This window comes from Nocardioides sp. cx-169, assembly GCF_021083605.1.
Lineage (GTDB): Bacteria > Actinomycetota > Actinomycetes > Propionibacteriales > Nocardioidaceae > Nocardioides.
In genome coordinates, this window is record NZ_JAJNRO010000004.1 from 19794 (window position 1) to 36791 (window position 16998).

The 16998-nt window shown below is 71.9% G+C and carries 13 protein-coding genes; 10 read left to right on the plus strand and 3 right to left on the minus strand.

Going from position 1 to position 16998, the window contains the following annotated elements; genetic code table 11:
- The first annotated feature begins 5 nt into the window (after positions 1-5).
- The 8 genes from LRP67_RS05805 (at position 6) to LRP67_RS05840 (ending at position 12987) form a co-directional block, all read left to right on the plus strand.
- A complete protein-coding gene (locus tag LRP67_RS05805; protein ID WP_231269243.1) occupies positions 6-3887 on the plus strand; it encodes a DNA-directed RNA polymerase subunit beta' in 3882 nt (1293 codons plus the stop codon).
- Between the two features lie 350 nt (positions 3888-4237).
- A complete protein-coding gene (locus LRP67_RS05810; RefSeq protein ID WP_231269244.1) occupies positions 4238-5476 on the plus strand; it encodes a geranylgeranyl reductase family protein in 1239 nt (412 codons plus the stop codon).
- Positions 5473-6366, plus strand: coding sequence for an NUDIX domain-containing protein (locus LRP67_RS05815; protein ID WP_231269245.1), 894 nt, complete (start codon positions 5473-5475; stop codon positions 6364-6366). Before LRP67_RS05810 ends, LRP67_RS05815 begins: the two co-directional genes overlap by 4 nt.
- A gap of 21 nt (positions 6367-6387) precedes the next feature.
- On the plus strand, positions 6388-9150 hold the full coding sequence (locus tag LRP67_RS05820; RefSeq protein ID WP_231269246.1) for an FAD-binding and (Fe-S)-binding domain-containing protein: 2763 nt from the start codon (positions 6388-6390) through the stop codon (positions 9148-9150).
- A gap of 82 nt (positions 9151-9232) precedes the next feature.
- Entirely contained in the window at positions 9233-10438 is a 1206-nt protein-coding gene (locus tag LRP67_RS05825; RefSeq protein ID WP_231269247.1) for an SAM-dependent methyltransferase, read from the plus strand.
- Complete coding sequence (locus tag LRP67_RS05830) at positions 10435-11436, plus strand: esterase-like activity of phytase family protein (RefSeq protein ID WP_231269248.1); 1002 nt, start codon at positions 10435-10437, stop codon at positions 11434-11436. The genes LRP67_RS05825 and LRP67_RS05830 overlap by 4 nt, the downstream gene beginning before the upstream one ends.
- A 50-nt stretch (positions 11437-11486) precedes the next feature.
- Positions 11487-12491 (plus strand): DNA topoisomerase IB, encoded by a 1005-nt coding sequence (locus LRP67_RS05835; RefSeq protein WP_231269249.1) that lies wholly within the window; start codon positions 11487-11489, stop codon positions 12489-12491.
- A 1-nt stretch (position 12492) separates the two neighbouring features.
- Entirely contained in the window at positions 12493-12987 is a 495-nt protein-coding gene (locus LRP67_RS05840; protein ID WP_231269250.1) for a macro domain-containing protein, read from the plus strand.
- Positions 12988-13050: 63 nt separating this feature from the next.
- On the opposite strand, the gene serC is transcribed toward LRP67_RS05840, so the two are convergent.
- Positions 13051-14175 carry a phosphoserine transaminase gene (serC, locus tag LRP67_RS05845; RefSeq protein WP_231269251.1) on the minus strand — a complete coding sequence of 375 codons (1125 nt, stop codon included), beginning with the start codon at positions 14173-14175 and terminating at the stop codon, positions 13051-13053.
- Between the two features lie 102 nt (positions 14176-14277).
- Between serC and LRP67_RS05850 the strand changes: the two genes are divergently transcribed.
- Positions 14278-14748: a GNAT family N-acetyltransferase gene (locus LRP67_RS05850; RefSeq protein WP_231269252.1), complete on the plus strand. Its 471-nt coding sequence runs from the start codon at positions 14278-14280 to the stop codon at positions 14746-14748.
- Between the two features lie 75 nt (positions 14749-14823).
- Here LRP67_RS05850 and LRP67_RS05855 read toward each other — a convergent pair whose 3' ends face one another.
- Both LRP67_RS05855 and LRP67_RS05860 read right to left on the minus strand, forming a co-directional pair.
- A complete protein-coding gene (locus tag LRP67_RS05855) occupies positions 14824-14976 on the minus strand; it encodes a hypothetical protein (RefSeq protein WP_231269253.1) in 153 nt (50 codons plus the stop codon).
- Between the two features lie 84 nt (positions 14977-15060).
- Positions 15061-16164, minus strand: a complete 1104-nt coding sequence (locus tag LRP67_RS05860; protein ID WP_231269254.1) for a citrate synthase 2 — start codon at positions 16162-16164, stop codon at positions 15061-15063.
- Between the two features lie 77 nt (positions 16165-16241).
- On the opposite strand from LRP67_RS05860, the gene pdxH reads away from it, so the two are divergent.
- Complete coding sequence (gene pdxH, locus LRP67_RS05865) at positions 16242-16901, plus strand: pyridoxamine 5'-phosphate oxidase (protein ID WP_231269255.1); 660 nt, start codon at positions 16242-16244, stop codon at positions 16899-16901.
- Positions 16902-16998 lie beyond the last annotated feature (97 nt).

Sequence of the window (16998 nt, forward strand, 5' to 3'; positions counted from 1 at the left end):
CCATCGTGCTCGACGTGAACTTCTTCGACCAGCTCAAGATCGGCCTGGCCACGGCGGACGACATCCGCACGTGGAGCCACGGCGAGGTCAAGAAGCCGGAGACCATCAACTACCGCACGCTCAAGCCCGAGCGTGACGGCCTCTTCTGCGAGAAGATCTTCGGTCCCACCCGGGACTGGGAGTGCTACTGCGGCAAGTACAAGCGCGTGCGCTTCAAGGGCATCATCTGCGAGCGCTGCGGCGTCGAGGTGACCCGCTCCAAGGTGCGCCGCGAGCGCATGGGCCACATCGAGCTGGCCGCGCCCGTGACGCACATCTGGTACTTCAAGGGCGTCCCCTCGCGGCTCGGCTACCTGCTCGACCTGGCGCCGAAGGACCTCGAGAAGGTCATCTACTTCGCCGCCTACATGATCACCGCCGTCGACGAGGACGCCCGCCACCGCGACCTGTCCTCGCTCGAGGGCAAGGTCCAGCTCGAGCGCGAGCGCCTCGAGAAGCGTCGCGACAGCACGCTCGAGGACCGCATGAAGAAGCTCGAGGAGGACATGGCCACCCTCGAGGCCGAGGGTGCTAAGGCCGACGCGCGCCGCAAGGTCCGCGACGGTGCCGAGCGCGAGATGAAGCAGGTCCGCGACCGCGCCCAGCGCGAGATCGACCGGCTCGACGAGGTGTGGAGCACCTTCAAGTCGCTCAAGGTCCAAGACCTCATGGGTGACGAGCTCCTCTACCGCGAGATGAAGAACTGGTTCGGCAAGTACTTTGAGGGCCACATGGGCGCCACGGCGATCCAGAAGCGCCTCGAGAGCTTCGACATCGAGGCCGAGGTGGAGTCGCTGCGCGACACCATCGCCAACGGCAAGGGCCAGAAGAAGGTCCGCGCCCTCAAGCGCCTCAAGGTCGTCGACGCCTTCCGCAAGACCGGCAACAAGCCGCAGGGCATGGTCCTGGACGCCGTTCCGGTCATCCCGCCGGACCTGCGGCCCATGGTCCAGCTCGACGGTGGCCGCTTCGCGACCTCCGACCTGAACGACCTCTACCGCCGCGTGATCAACCGCAACAACCGGCTCAAGCGGCTGCTGGACCTCGGCGCGCCCGAGATCATCGTCAACAACGAGAAGCGGATGCTGCAGGAGGCCGTCGACTCGCTGTTCGACAACGGTCGCCGTGGCCGCCCCGTGACCGGGCCGGGCAACCGCCCGCTCAAGTCGCTGTCCGACATGCTCAAGGGCAAGCAGGGCCGGTTCCGTCAGAACCTGCTCGGCAAGCGCGTCGACTACTCGGGTCGTTCGGTCATCGTGTCGGGTCCGCAGCTCAAGCTGCACCAGTGCGGTCTGCCCAAGCAGATGGCCCTCGAGCTCTTCAAGCCGTTCGTGATGAAGCGCCTCGTGGACCTCTCGCACGCGCAGAACATCAAGTCGGCCAAGCGCATGGTCGAGCGCGCCCGCCCGGTCGTGTGGGACGTCCTCGAAGAGGTCATCACCGAGCACCCCGTGCTGCTCAACCGTGCGCCCACGCTGCACCGCCTCGGCATCCAGGCCTTCGAGCCCCAGCTGATCGAGGGCAAGGCCATCCAGATCCACCCGCTCGTCTGCACGGCATTCAACGCCGACTTCGACGGTGACCAGATGGCGGTGCACCTGCCGCTGTCGGCCGAGGCCCAGGCCGAGGCGCGGATCCTGATGCTCTCGACCAACAACATCCTCAAGCCGTCGGACGGCCGTCCGGTCACCATGCCCACCCAGGACATGATCATCGGCCTGTTCTTCCTGACGACCGACCGTGAGGACGAGCCGGGCGCCGGCCGTGCCTTCTCCTCCCCGGCCGAGGCGATCATGGCCTACGACCGTGGCGAGATCTCGGTGCAGAGCAAGGTCAAGATCCGCTTCAACGACATCGTGCCGCCGCTGGACCTCGAGGTCGGCCCGGACTGGGAGGAGGGTCAGACGCTGACCCTCGAGACCACCCTGGGTCGCGCGCTGTTCAACGACACCCTCCCGGCCGACTACCCCTTCGTGAACTACGAGGTGGGCAAGAAGGCCCTGGGCGCGATCGTCAACGACCTGGCCGAGCGCTACACCAAGGTCGAGGTCGCGGCCTCGCTCGACGCCCTCAAGGACACCGGCTTCACCTGGGCGACCCGCTCGGGTGTCACCGTCTCCATCGACGACGTCACGACGCCGGTCAACAAGATCGAGATCCTGTCGCGCTTCGAGGAGCAGGCCGCCAAGGTCCAGAAGCAGTTCGAGCGCGGTCTGGTCACCGACGACGAGCGCCGCCAGGAGCTCATCGAGATCTGGACGGAGGCCTCCAAGGAGGTCGGCGACGCCATGGAGGCGACGTTCGAGCGCTCCAACCCGATCTACATGATGGTCGACTCGGGCGCGTCCGGAAACATGAACCAGATTCGTCAGGTCGGCGCCATGCGCGGTCTCGTGGCCAACCCGAAGGGCGAGATCATCCCGCGCCCGATCAAGGCCAACTTCCGCGAGGGCCTGTCGGTGCTCGAGTACTTCATCTCGACCCACGGTGCCCGCAAGGGTCTGGCCGACACCGCGCTCCGCACGGCGGACTCGGGCTACCTGACGCGTCGTCTCGTCGACGTGTCGCAGGACGTCATCATCCGTGAGGACGACTGCGGCACCGAGCGTGGCCTGCCCAAGGTCATCGGCGTCCGCGGCGCCGACGGGGTCGTCCGCAAGGACGACAACGCCGAGACCGCGGCGTACGCCCGGTCCGCGTCCAGCGAGGTCACCCACCCCGAGACCGGCGAGGTGCTGGTCGAGGCGGGCGGCGACCTGGGCGACGTCAAGATCGGCGAGCTCGTGGCCGCCGGCATCGAGACGGTCAAGGTCCGCTCCGTGCTGACCTGCGACGCCAAGACCGGCACGTGCGCCAAGTGCTACGGCCGTTCCCTGGCCACCGGCAAGCTGGTCGACATCGGCGAGGCGGTCGGCATCATCGCCGCGCAGTCGATCGGGGAGCCCGGCACGCAGCTGACCATGCGGACCTTCCACACCGGTGGTGTGGCCTCGGCCGACGACATCACGCAGGGTCTGCCCCGCGTGGTCGAGCTCTTCGAGGCCCGCTCGCCCAAGGGCCGGACCCCGATCTCGGAGTCCGCCGGTCGTGTGGAGATCGAGGACACCGACAAGACCCGCAAGGTCCTGGTGACCCCCGACGACGGCTCGGAGGTGCAGGAGTACCCGGTCTCGAAGCGCTCGCGCCTCAACGTCGAGGACGGCCAGCACATCGAGGTCGGGCATCACCTGACGTCCGGTACGCCGGACCCTCAGGACGTGCTGCGCATCCTCGGCGTCCGCAAGGCGCAGGAGCACCTCGTCGACGAGGTCCAGGCTGTCTACCGCAGCCAGGGCGTGTCGATCCACGACAAGCACATCGAGATCATCGTGCGGCAGATGCTGCGCCGGGTCACGGTCATCGAGTCGGGCGAGACGAACCTGCTCCCCTCCGACCTGGTCGACCGGGTGCGCTTCGAGGAGGAGAACCGTCGGGTCGTCTCCGAGGGCGGCAAGCCGGCCTCGGGTCGTCCGGTGCTCATGGGCATCACGAAGGCCTCGCTGGCCACCGAGTCGTGGCTGTCGGCGGCCTCCTTCCAGGAGACCACCCGCGTCCTCACCGACGCGGCGATCCACGGTCGCTCCGACTCGCTTCGCGGCCTGAAGGAGAACGTGATCATCGGCAAGCTGATCCCGGCCGGCACCGGCCTCGAGCGGTACCGCAACATCCGGGTGGAGCCCACCGAGGAGGCCCGCGCCGCGGCGTACTCCGTCACCGGCTACGACTCCTACGACTACGAGTTCGGCAACGCGGGCTCCGGTCAGGCCGTCGCGCTCGACGACTTCGACTTTGGGTCCTACCAGAACTAGGACGAAGTCCTAGGTCTGGTAAGGCAGGACCCAGATCGAGCAAAGCAACGCCCGCCCACGCTTGCGTGGGCGGGCGTTGCTGCGTCGAGATGCAGTCACGGGCGCGGGACAATGCTCTCGACTCTCGACTCGCTGCGCTACCTCGTCCTCGGGTACGCCGACTTCTACTGGGTCTCGCACCCGGCAGCGCACCACTTCGCGAACCTCAGGTGCACACCGCGGCTAAGCGCGACGATCCTCGACACCACGGCACCGGTCGGCGGGGCACGCGCGGTCTACCTCACCGGCATCGCGCTGACGTGTCGAGGGGGTGATTCGGTGTGTGAGCGGGCAACTGAGAGAATCGGGGCGTGACCCAGGCGCCGACGCAGACCGACATCCTGGTGGTCGGTGCCGGCCCCGCCGGGTCGGCGGCTGCGGCCTGGGCGGCGCGCGGCGGCGCCGACGTGGTGCTCGCCGACGCGGCGGTGTTCCCCCGGGACAAGACCTGCGGCGACGGCCTCACGCCACGCGCCATCGGCGAGCTGCAGAAGCTCGGCCTCGAGGACTGGCTGCGCGCCCACACCGTCAACCAGGGGCTGCGCGCCCACGGGTTCGGCCAGACCCTGCTGCTGCCGTGGCCGGGTGGCACGCTGCCGTCGTGGGGGAGCGCGGTGGCGCGCACCGAGCTCGACGACCACCTGCGCACGACGGCGATCAAGTCCGGCGCGACCGCCATCGACGGCATCCGTGCGGTCGACGTACGGCGTGAGGGTGCGCGGGTCGCGGCCGTGGTGTTCCAGCGCGGCGAGCAGCGCTTCGAGATCGCCTGCCGCCGTCTCGTCGTCGCCGACGGCGTGCGCTCGCCCCTCGGCAAGCTGCTGGGTCGCGAGTGGCACCGCGACACCGTCTACGGGGTGGCGGGCCGCTCCTACGTCAGCTCCACCATGTCCGACGACCCGTGGATCAGCTCTCACCTCGAGCTGCGCGGCGAGGACGGCGAGATCCTGTCGGGCTACGGCTGGATCTTCCCGCTGGGCACCGGCGAGGTGAACATCGGCGTGGGCACGCTGGCCACCGCCAAACGGCCCGCCAACGTCGCGATCAAGCCTCTGATGTCGTTCTACGCCGACGAGCGCCGCGAGGAGTTCGGGCTCTCCGGCGAGCTGCGGATGCCCACCTCGGCGCTGCTGCCCATGGGCGGCGCGGTCTCCCAGGTGGCCGGAGCCAACTGGGCGCTGATCGGCGACGCAGCCGGCTGCGTCAACCCGCTCAACGGGGAGGGCATCGACTACGGCCTCGAGACCGGGCGCCTGGTCGCCCAGGTCATGACGGAGACCGACGATCTTGCGACCGTGTGGCCGGCGCTGCTGCGCGAGCACTACGGCGAGTCGTTCTCGATCGCGCGCCGCCTGGCCGGGCTGGTGACCGTGCCGCGGCTGCTGCCCACGCTCGGCCCGGCGGGCATGCGGTCGGACTGGCTGATGACGCTGGCCCTGCGCTGGATGGGCAACCTGGTGACCGACGAGGACCGCGACCGCGCCGCGCGCGTGTGGCGCTGGGCCGGGCGCCGCTCGCTCGCGCGCGACTCGCGACCGCCGTTCACGTGAGCCGCCGCTCCGAGCAGGTCCAGCGGGTAGCGGCGTACGCCGTCGTCCTGCGGGAGGGGCAGATCCTGCTCAGCCGGCTGTCGCCGAAGCTGGCGCGCAGTGAGACGTGGACGCTCCCCGGCGGCGGCGTCGAGCACGGTGAGGACCCACGGGACGCTGTCGTCCGCGAGGTCTACGAGGAGACCGGGCTGCCGGTCACCGTCGGGGAGACCGCGCACACGTTCTCGCTGTACCTGCCCGACACCTGGCGCCAGGGTCGCCGGGTCAACGCCCACAGCATCCGTCTCGTGTACAACGGCTGGGTGCCGGTCGACGCGCCGGAGCCCCATGTCGTCGAGGTCGACGGGTCGACCGCCGAGGCGGCCTGGCAACCCCTGGCCGACGTGCTCGACGGGACCGTGCCCACCGTCTCGCTGGTCCGTGAGGCGCTGTCGGCCCACGAGACCTTCCGGCTGCAGCGGGTGGCGGCGTACGCGCTGGTCGAGCGCGACAGCGCAGTGCTGCTGGCCCGCGTCTCGCCCCGCGGCTTCCACACCGGGCTGTGGTCACTGCCGGGCGGCGGCATCGACCACGGGGAGCCGCCACGCGACGCGGTGGTGCGTGAGGTGCGCGAGGAGACCGGCGTCGCCGTCGAGGTGGGCGAGGTGCTCACCGTGGACGACGAGCGCATCCGCGGCACGGCCCCCTCCGGCCGCGACGAGGAGATGCACGCGGTCGGGATGGTCTTCACCGCCACCGTCGTGGGAGAGCCGGGGCCGCTGGTGACCGAGGTGGGTGGCACCACGGACGCGGTCGCGTGGGTGCCGGTCTCCGAGATCGAGAGCGGCGCGGTGCCGGTCGTGCCGCTGGTGCGCTCGGCGCTGCGCGCCCGCACCGGCGGGCTATCTTGACGGGGTGAACCAGGGGCGAGCGTGAGCGACCTGGTCGCCGCGCTGCGGCGTGAGGGGGTCGCGGACGTCGACGACTCGGCGCTGGCCCGGGCGCTCTACTCCTCCGACGCCTCGCTCTACCGCGTCGTGCCGCGGGTGGTGGTGCGCCCGCAGCACCGCGACGAGCTGGATGCGGTGCTTGCCGTGGCGAGAAGCGCGAGCGTGCCGGTGACGATGCGCGGGGCCGGAACGTCGATCGCCGGCAACGCCGTGGGGGAGGGCATCGTCGTCGACACCTCCCGACACCTGCGCCGGATCCTCGAGATCGACCCGGAGGCCCGCACGGCACGGGTGGAGCCGGGGGTCGTCCACGCGGCGCTGCAGGCCGCGACGGCGCCGTACGGTCTCAGGCTCGGGCCCGACCCCTCGACCCACACCCGCTGCACGATCGGCGGCATGGTGGGCAACAACGCGTGCGGGTCACGGGCGCTGGGCTACGGCCGCACGTCGGACAACCTGGTCGCCGTCGACGCGCTCTTCGGCTCCGGTGAGACCGATGTGTCGGCGCGCCTCGGGGAGCTGGCCGACGCGCACCTGGCGCACGTGCGCACTCACTTCGGGCGGTTCTCCCGGCAGGTCAGCGGCTACGCGCTGGAGCACCTGCTCCCGGAGAGCGGGCGCCGCGTCGACCGGCTGCTGGCGGGCTCGGAGGGCACCCTCGCGCTGCTGCGTGACGTGACGGTGTCGCTGGTTCCCGAGGAGGTCCGGCACCTGCTGGTGCTGGGCTACTCGTCGGTGGTCGAGGCCGCCGACGCGGTGCCGGCCCTGCTGGCTGTGGAGAGCCGGCCGCGACTGTCGGCGGCCCGTGGTCGGCTGGTGGCATGCGAAGGACTCGACTCCCGGATCGTCGATCTGGTCCGCGCGCGCCGAGCCGTGCCGGAGCTGCCCCGCGGCGCGGGCTGGCTCTTCGTCGAGGTCGCTGGCGAGGACGCCGAGAGCCTGCTGGCGGACCTGGAGGCGGCGTCGGGTTGCCTGGAGCGGCGGCGGGTGAGCGACCCGGGGGAGGTCGCCCAGCTGTGGCGGATCCGCGAGGACGGCGCGGGTCTGGCCGCGCGCAGCCTGGCGACACCGGCCTACTCCGGCTGGGAGGACGCGGCCGTGCCGCCCGAGCGGCTCGGGGCGTGGCTGCGCGACTTCGACGAGCTGCTGCGCGAGCACGGCCTGGACGGGGTCCCCTACGGGCACTTCGGCGATGGCTGCGTCCACGTCCGCATCGACTTCCCCTTCCACGACGGGGCCAGTGGGCGGCGGGTCTTCCGCGACTTCCTGACCGCGAGCGCGCTGCGCCTGCGCGAGCACGGCGGCTCGCTGTCGGGCGAGCACGGCGACGGACGCGCGCGCTCGGAGCTGCTGCCGTTGATGTACGACGCCGACTCCCTGGCGCTGTTCAGGGCGGTCAAGGCCGCCTGCGACCCCGACGGCCTGCTCAACCCCGGGGTGCTGGTCGCGCCCGCCCCGCTGGACGCGGACCTCCGGCCCGGCCGGCCGCGGCTGTCGATCTCCCCGGCCCTGCGGCTCACCCACGACGGTGGCTCGCTCGGCGACGCGGTCCACCGGTGCACGGGCGTCGGCAGATGCGTCGCCGCGACCTCGGCCGACGTCATGTGCCCCTCCTACCAGGCCACCCGCGAGGAGAAGGACTCGACCCGGGGGCGGGCCCGGGTCCTGCAGGAGGCGCTCGACGGCACCCTGGTCCACGGCCTGGCCGATCCCGCGGTTCACGAGGCGCTCGACCTGTGCTTGTCCTGCAAGGGCTGTGCGTCCGACTGCCCGACCGGCGTGGACCTGGCCACCTACAAGGCGGAGGTGCTCCACCAGACCTACCGGGGACGGCGCCGCCCGCGCGCCCATTACACGCTCGGCTGGCTGCCGGCCTGGGCCGACCGGGTGGCGCCCGTGGCCGGCGTCGCCAACGCCCTGCTGCGCTTCGGCGCGGTGGCGCGGCTGGCGAAGGCGGGCGCCGGCATCGACCGCAGGCGCTCGCTCCCGGTCTTCGCCCGGCGGACGCTGCGCTCCCAGGTCCGCTCCGCTGAGCCCGGCGCTCCGGACGTGTGGGTGTGGGCCGACTCCTTCACCGACCACTTCCACCCGGTCGCGGGCACGGCCGCGCTGCGGGTGCTCGCGGCGGCCGGGCTCACCGCCCGGGTCATCCCCGAAGACGCCTGCTGCGCGATCACCTGGGTGACCACGGGCCAGCTCGACCGCGCCCGCACGATCCTGGCGCGGACGGTGGCGACCTTGGCGCCGTACGTCGCGTCGGGGGTGCCGGTGCTCGGCCTCGAGCCGTCCTGCCTCGCGACGCTGCGCAGCGACGCCGTTCAGCTGACCGAGGACCCGCGGGCGGCGGTGGTGGCGGGCGGCGTGCTCACGCTGGCCGAGCTGTGGGAGCGCCTGCGCTGGCCGCTGCCCGACCTGACCGGCACCGAGGTGGTGGCGCAGCCGCACTGTCACCACGCCTCGGTGCTGGGGTGGGACGCCGACGAGCGGCTGCTGGCCGCGACCGGGGCGTCGGTGACCCGGGTCGCGGGCTGCTGCGGGCTGGCCGGCAGCTTCGGGATGGAGCAGGGCCACTACGAGGTCTCGGTGGCGGTGGCCGAGACCCACCTGCTCCCGGCCGTGCGTGCCGCGGCCCCCGGGACGGTGGTGCTCGCCGACGGACTGTCCTGCCGACTGCAGCTCGACGACCTCGCGGGGGTACGGGCGATGCACCTCGCCGAGCTGCTCGCTCCTAGACTGCCTGGATGAACCCACGCTATCGCCGACTGGTCATCCCGGTCGCCCTGGTGGGTCTGCTGCTGCTCGTCGTGATCACGGCCCTGGTGCGCGGATGAGCGAGCCGCTGCTGGTCGTGATGGACCGCGTGCGCGGGCTGCTGCTCGACCCCGACACCCTCGTGCGGGCCGTGGCGTCGGGCCGGCACAAGGGCCGACAGCCGCCGCGCTGGCGCCGAGTGGAGCTGCGCTACGTCGATCTCAAGGCAGGTCGGCACCTCCAGGTCGTGGCCTACGACGAGACCCAGGCCCATACCAGCAACCATGCGCTGGCGGCGGCGCCGGCGGCCGTCGACGAGCTGCTCCGGGAGCCGTTCGGCAACTGGCATGTCGAGACGCTCACCGAGGTCCACCAGATCAGGGTCACCAAGAAGCTCGAGGCGATGGCGCACACCAGCGCCCGGGCCGAGGCGGCCGAGGTCGACCGCGGCCACGACCGTGACAAGGACCGGCTGCTGCCGGAGAGCGACCCGGTGTTCCGGGCCCTCGGCCTCAGCGACGCCCAGGGCCGGATGAAGCCGAGCCGTCACGCGAAGTACCGCCAGGTGGAGGAGTTCCTGCGGCTGCTCGACTCCTCGATCACCGACGCGATCACCAAGGGGAGGCTGCGCCGCCCTACCCCCGAGGAGCCCCTGCGCATCGCCGACCTCGGCTGCGGCAACGCCTACCTCACGTTCGCCGCGGAGCGGTTCTTGACCTCGGTGCGCGGGCTGCCGATCCACCTCACCGGCGTCGACGTGCGCGAGCAGTCGCGGGACCACAACGCCGTGATCGCCGCCGAGCTGGGCGCCGGCGCCGAATTCGTGGTCGGCTCGATCTCCGGGGTCCAGCTCGACCCGGCGCCGGAGGTCGTGCTCGCGCTGCACGCCTGCGACACCGCCACCGACGAGGCTCTGGCGAGAGCGGTCGAGTGGCACGCGAGCTTGGTGCTCGCCGCGCCGTGCTGCCACCACGACATCGCGGCCCAGCTGCGCAGCGCCGCCACCCCCACGCCGTACGCCATGCTCACCCGCCACGGCATCCTGCGCGAGCGCTTGGCCGACACGCTCACCGACGGCCTGCGGTCCTCGCTGATGCGCGCGCAGGGCTACCGGGTCGACGTGATGCAGTTCGTGGAGAGCAAGCACACCCCTCGGAACACGCTGCTGCGCGCGGTCCGCACCGGTGCCCCGGACTCCGACGGCGCCGTGCGCCGTGAGTACGACGAGCTGGTCGAGCTCTGGGGGATCACCCCGCGACTGGCCGTGCTGCTCGACGCATGATGCTCGTGGTGGAGCGGCTGCTGGCCGGGGCGATGGTGGTGCCGTTCGCCCTGGGGCTGACCTCCGCCGACGCCGAGCGCCGCGACGTCGTCCTCGAGTTCGCAGACCCCCAGATCGTCGAGTCCAGCGGCCTGGTCGCCTCCGGCGGGCTGTTCGTGACCGTCAACGACTCCGGCGACGAGGGCCGCACGTTCGTCGTCGACCGCGACGGCGAGACCGTCGGCGGTGCGTCCTGGGGTGAGGCCACCGACGTCGAGGCCGTCGCGCCGTGGGGACGCGACCGCGTCCTGGTGGGGGACATCGGCGACAACCGCCGCAACCGCGACTCGGTGCGGCTGCTGCGGCTGCCGCTCGAGCGTGAGCAGCGGGAGGTCGCCCCGGAGGTGTTCGAGGTGACCTACCCCGGTGGGCCGGTCGATGCCGAGGCGCTGCTCGTCCACCCGGTCACCCAGCAGGTGCTCGTCGCTTCCAAGGAGCTGCTCGGCGGCACCCTGTACGCCGCCCCACGCGAGCTCAGCACGTCGCAACCGAACCGCCTGCGGCCCCTGGGCCCGGTGCTCGGCTTCGTCACCGACGGGGCGTTCTTCCCCGACGGCCGGCACCTGGTGCTCCGCGACTACGGTCGGGCCGTCTTCTATGCCTATCCGTCGCTGGAGCCGGTGGCGACGGTCGACCTGCCGAGGCAGGAGCAGGGCGAGGGGATCGCGGTCGACGCGCGCGGCACCGTCTACGTCAGCAGCGAGGGCCAGCGCAGCGAGGTGCTGCGCATCGACCTGCCTGGCGCGCTGCGGGACGTGGTCACGCCGCCCCCGCCCAGCCCCACGCCCACCCCCAGTGCGAGTACGACCCGGGAGCCGGCGCCCGCGACACAGGGCCGCGAGGGCCGCGAGCTGCCGGAAGAGGCGTCGGACGAGCGCCCCTTCTGGCCGTGGTTCCTCACCGGGTGGCTCGGCCTGGGGGTCCTCGTCGTCCTGCTCTACGCGCTGCGCCGCCGATGAGACCCCTGCGGGTGAGACGCGTGCGCGTGCGTCCGGCATAAGGTCGCCGGGTGCCACGACTGCGCCGCACGTCGCCCGACCAGCCGGGCTGGATCCGCCGCCGGGCGGGCAAGGGCTTCGTCTACCTCGACCAGGACGGCCAGAGGCTCCCCGACGAGGACGTGCAGAGGGTCCGGAGCCTGGTGATCCCGCCGGCGTGGAAGGACGTCTGGGTCACGCCGTACGAGAACGGTCATCTTCAGGCCGTCGGCACCGACGACGCCGGGCGCCGCCAGTACCTCTATCACCCGGTCTGGCGTGAGCGACGCGACGCGGAGAAGTTCGACCGGATGCAGGACTTCGGCCGGGCCCTGGTCCGCGCACGCGAGCTCGTGGTCACCGACCTGGGCCGCCAGGGAATGCCCCTGGAGCGCGCCTGCGCCGCCGCCGTACGCCTGCTGGACCTGGGCTACTTCCGGATCGGCAACGACATCTACGCCGACACCCACGGCAGCTTCGGGCTGACCACGCTGGAGCGTCGGCACGTCAAGCGGCGCCGGGACCGGCTCGTCTTCGCGTTCGTCGGCAAGTCCGGCGTCGACCACCGCATCGAGATCGACGACGTCACGGTGATCGAGGCGATCGAGATCATGCGCCGCCGCCGCGGCGGCGACCTGCGGCTCCTCGCGTACAAGAACGGGCGCTCCTGGCGCTCGATCCTGCCCGAGCTGGTCAACGAGTACGTCCGGGGCAGCACCGGGCTGGAGGCCACGGCCAAGGATTTCCGGACCTGGCACGCGACGGTGCTCGCCGCGGCGGCCCTGGCCGAGGCCGAGGAGCACGGGGAGACCCGGGCCTCGCGCAAGCGGGCGGTGGCCGGCGCCATGAAGGAGGTCTCGGAGTTCCTCGGCAACACCCCGACGCTGGCGCGCTCCTCCTACGTCGACCCGCGGATCATCGAGGCCTACGAGGAGGGCAAGACGATCCGCGGCACGACGCGGCGCTCCTACGACACCCCCGACGAGCGCCAGGCCGCCCTGGAGCGCGCGACGCTCAAGCTGCTCAAGCAGACCTGACGTGGAGCTCTCCGCGGTCCAGGGCGACATCACCGAGCAACACGTCGATGCGCTGGTCAACGCCGCCAGCCCGGAGATGCGCGGCGGGGGAGGCGTCGACGGCGCCATCCATCGCGTCGGGGGACCGGCCGTGCTCGAGGACTGCGTGCGCCGCTTCCCGCACGGCCTGGCCACCGGTGACGCGGGCTGGACGACTGCGGGCGACCTGCCGGCGCGCTGGGTGATCCACGTGGTGGGCCCCAACCGCCGCGCCGGCCAGACCGACCGGTCGCTGCTCACGTCCTGCTACTCCCGCGCCCTGGGCGTTGCCGACGAGCTCGGCGCCCGTACCGTCGCCTTCCCCCTGGTCGGCGCCGGCATCTACGGCTGGCCCAAGGACGACGCGATCGCCGCGGCGGTCGAGACCCTGCGCGCCACCGAGACCGGCGTGACCGAGGCGCGGATCGTCGCCTTCGACGGCCCCACGTACGACGCCGTCGTGGCCGCCCTCCGCTGACCCGTCAGAGGCTTCTGACGGGTCAGCGGGGAATCCGGCGAGCTTGTGACGGGTCAGCGGGGCTCAGGCGGTGTGCTCGACGACGTAGTCGATGCAGGCGGTGAGAGACTCGACGTCGGCGGGGTCGATGGCGGGGTACATCGCGATGCGGAGCTGGTTGCGGCCGAGCTTGCGGTAGGGCTCGGTGTCGACGATCCCGTTGGCGCGCAGGGTCTTGGCGATCGCGGCCGCGTCGATGGCGTCGTCGAAGTCGATGGTGCCGATCACCAGCGAGCGGGAGTCAGGGTCGGCGACATACGGCGTGGTGTACGACGTCTTCTCCGCCCAGCCGTACAGCGCGTCGGAGGAGGCGGTGGTGCGCTCCACCATCCCGCTGAGGCCGCCCTGGGCGTTCATCCAGTCCAGCTGCTCCGCCATGAGGAAGAGGGTCGCGACCGACGGGGTGTTGTAGGTCTGGTTCTTCGCGGAGTTGTCGATGGCGGTCGGCAGGTCGAAGAACGCCGGGATGTGCCGGTCACTGGCCGCGATCGTCGCGGCGCGCTCGAGGGCGGCCGGCGACATGAGCGCGATCCAGAGCCCGCCGTCGGAGGCGAAGCACTTCTGCGGGGCGAAGTAGTAGGCGTCGACCTGAGTGAGGTCGACGGGCAGGCCGCCAGCGCCGGAGGTGGCGTCGACCAGCACCAGCGAGCCCTCGTCGGCGCCCTCGGGGCGTACGACGGGCGCCATCACGGCGGTCGAGGTCTCGTTGTGGGCCCAGGCGTAGGCGTCCACGCCGGCCTCGGCCTGGGCCGTCGGCCGCGAGCCGGGCTCGGACTTGATCACCGACGGCGCGTCCAGCCAGGGCGCGTCGGCCGCGGCCTTGGCGAACTTGGAGGAGAACTCACCGAACGACAGGTGCTGGCTCTTGGTCCGGATCAGGCCGAACGTCGCGATGTCCCAGAACGCCGTCGCGCCGCCGTTGCCGAGCACCACCTCGTAGCCGTCAGGCAGGGAGAACAGTGCGGCCAGACCCTCCCGCACGCGGCCGACGGTGTCCTTGACCGGGGCCTGGCGGTGCGAGGTGCCCATCAGCGAGGAGCCGGTGGCAGCCAGTGCGTCGAGGTGGCTGGTCTGGATCTTCGACGGGCCGGCGCCGAAGCGGCCGTCGGCGGGCAGGAGGTCTGCGGGGATCTGGAGGGCGTCGCTCACGTGGCAACCTTCCGAGGTGGGAGGGGTGGGTGCTGACGACGCTGTCAGGGAGGTCCCTATTGTGTCAGCACCGTTGCACGCGCGATAAATCGGAGGACTGCTGTGCGGATCGAGCGCGTCGGTTACGGCCACCCCGACGCCGTGCGCCTGGTCGCCGATGTGCAGGCCGAGTACGTCGTGCGCTACGGCGGGCAGGACGACTCCCCGGTCGACCCGCTGGAGTTCGAGCGGCCGCACGGCAGCTTCTTCGTCGGCTACGTCGACGACGTCGCCGTGGCCACCGGGGCCTGGCGGCGCTCGACCGTCGAGGCGTTCGGCACCACGCAGACCTGCGAGGTCAAGCGCATGTACGTCGTGGCGGCGGCACGCGGCCAGGGGCTCGCGCGCCGCATGCTGGCGCACCTGGAGGCGTCGGCGCGCGCCGCGGGCGCCCGGGCACTGGTCCTGGAGACCGGGATCAAGCAGCCGGAGGCGATCGCGCTCTACGAATCGTCGGGCTACGTGGCGATCCCGGGCTACGGCTACTACCGTGACTCACCGCTCAGCCGCACGCTGGGCAAGCCGCTCGTCTGAGGAGGGCGCGATGCTGCTCCCGGTGAAGGTCGCCCGCGGAGTCGCCCATCTCGCGCGAACCACGCGGGCCGAGGCTCAGTCGCCGACGACGAGGTAGCGCTCGTCGGTGATCTCGCGACCCCAGTAGACGGCCTCGGGGAGCCGCCGCAGCCGCGCGGTCAGCCCGACGTCCTCCACCAGCGCGAGCGTCTGGTCGGCCGTCAGCCCCGCGCCGGTCGACCATCCCACAGCCTGGCGTCGCTCATCGTGACTCCCAGTGCGCGACCGTGAGCGGCTCCGGACGGAGCCGCTCACGGGGCGCGACGGCTCGGCTCAGCCGGCCCACTCCGACTTCCAGCCGTCGACCTCGTCGGCGCCGCGGGCACTCGGGCCGGTGTAGATCGCCGACGGGCGGATCAGGCGACCGGTGCGCTTCTGCTCCAGGATGTGCGCGGACCAGCCGCCGGTGCGCGCACAGGTGAACATCGAGGTGAACATGTGCGGCGGCACCTCGGCGAAGTCGAGGACGATCGCGGCCCAGAACTCCACGTTGGTCTCGAGGACGCGGTCGGGCCGGCGCTCGCGGAGCTCGGCCAGCGCGGCCTTCTCCAGTGCCTCGGCGACCTCGTAGCGCGGCGCATTGAGCTCCTTCGCCGTACGGCGCAGCACGCGGGCGCGCGGGTCCTCGGCGCGGTAGACGCGGTGGCCGAAGCCCATCAGCCGCTCACCGCGGTCGAGCAGGCCCTTGACGTAGGCGCCGGCGTCGCCGGACTCCTCGACATCGGCGATCATCCCCAGCACCCGCGAGGGGGCGCCGCCGTGCAGGGGGCCGCTCATCGCGCCGATCGCGCCGGAGAAGGCGGCCGCGACATCGGCCCCGGTGGAGGTGATGACGCGCGCGGTGAACGTGGAGGCGTTCATGCCGTGCTCGGCCGCCGACGACCAGTAGGCGTCGATGGCGTGCACGTGCTTGGGGTCGGCCTCGCCCTTCCAGCGGATCAGGAACTTCTCGGCCAGGGTGCCGCCCTGGTCGACGAGCCGCTGGGGGACGACCGGCAGCTGCAGACCGCGCGCCGACTGGGCGGCGTACGAGAGGACCATGACGGCCACGCGGCTGAGGTCCTCGCGGGCCTGCTCGTCGGAGATGTCGTAGGTCTGGCCGAAGCCGAACGCCGGGGCCAGCATCGCGACGGCGGCCTGGACGTCGACGCGGACGTCGCCGGTGTGGACCGGCAGGTTGTAGGGCTCGGCCGGCGGCAGGCCGGGGGTGTAGCTGCCGTCGATCAGCAGGCCCCACACGTTCTCGAACGGCACCCGACCGACGAGGTCCTCGATGTCGACGCCGCGGTAGCGAAGCGCGGAGCCCTCCTTGTCGGGCTCGGCGATCTCGCTCTCGAAGGCGATCACGCCCTCCAGCCCGTGGTGTACCTCGGTCATTGTGGCGACTCCTTCGTCTGGCGCCCGGGTGCCGGGCGCGCCGCAGGCATTCTGCACCACGGCCTAGCCTGCAGGTCATGGGAGACAACACTCACGACGACTCCGACATCGCCGCGCTTCGCCAGGAGTACGCCGCCGGAGGGCTTGCCGAAGCCGACCTGGCCCGGGATCCCGTGGCGATGTTCGGGCGGTGGTTCGCCGACGTACGCGCTGCGGGGCTGCACGAGCCCAACGCCATGGTCGTCTCCACGGTCGGGGCCGACTCCCGGCCGTCGTCGCGCCTGGTCCTGCTCAAGGGCTACGACGACGAGGGCTTCCGCTTCTTCACCAACACCGCCTCGCGCAAGGGCGAGGAGCTCGCCGCCAACCCGGCCTGCGCACTGCTGTTCCCCTGGCACCTCCTGGAGCGGCAGGTCCGCGTCGACGGCACCGCCGAGCTCCTGCCGCGCGACGAGGTCGAGGCGTACTTTGTCTCTCGTCCCCGCGGCTCCCAGCTCGGCGCCTGGGCCTCCCACCAGTCGCAGCCGGTCGCGGACCGCGGCGAGCTGGAAGACGCCTACGCCGAGGCCGAGCGCCGCTTCCCCGACGACGTGCCGGTGCCGCCACAGTGGGGCGGCTACCTCGTCCGCCCGCAGGTCGTGGAGTTCTGGCAGGGCCGTCGCGGGCGCCTGCACGACCGGCTGGTCTATCGCGTCGGCGGGGGCGGCGGCTGGACGACGGTACGGCTGGCGCCGTAGGCATCGGGTGGAGCCTCTGGGCCTTCTCCTGCCCTTCTGGGCCGTTGTTCTGCCCCAGAAGGGCAGGGTTATCAGCATCTGCTGATAACCCTGCCGA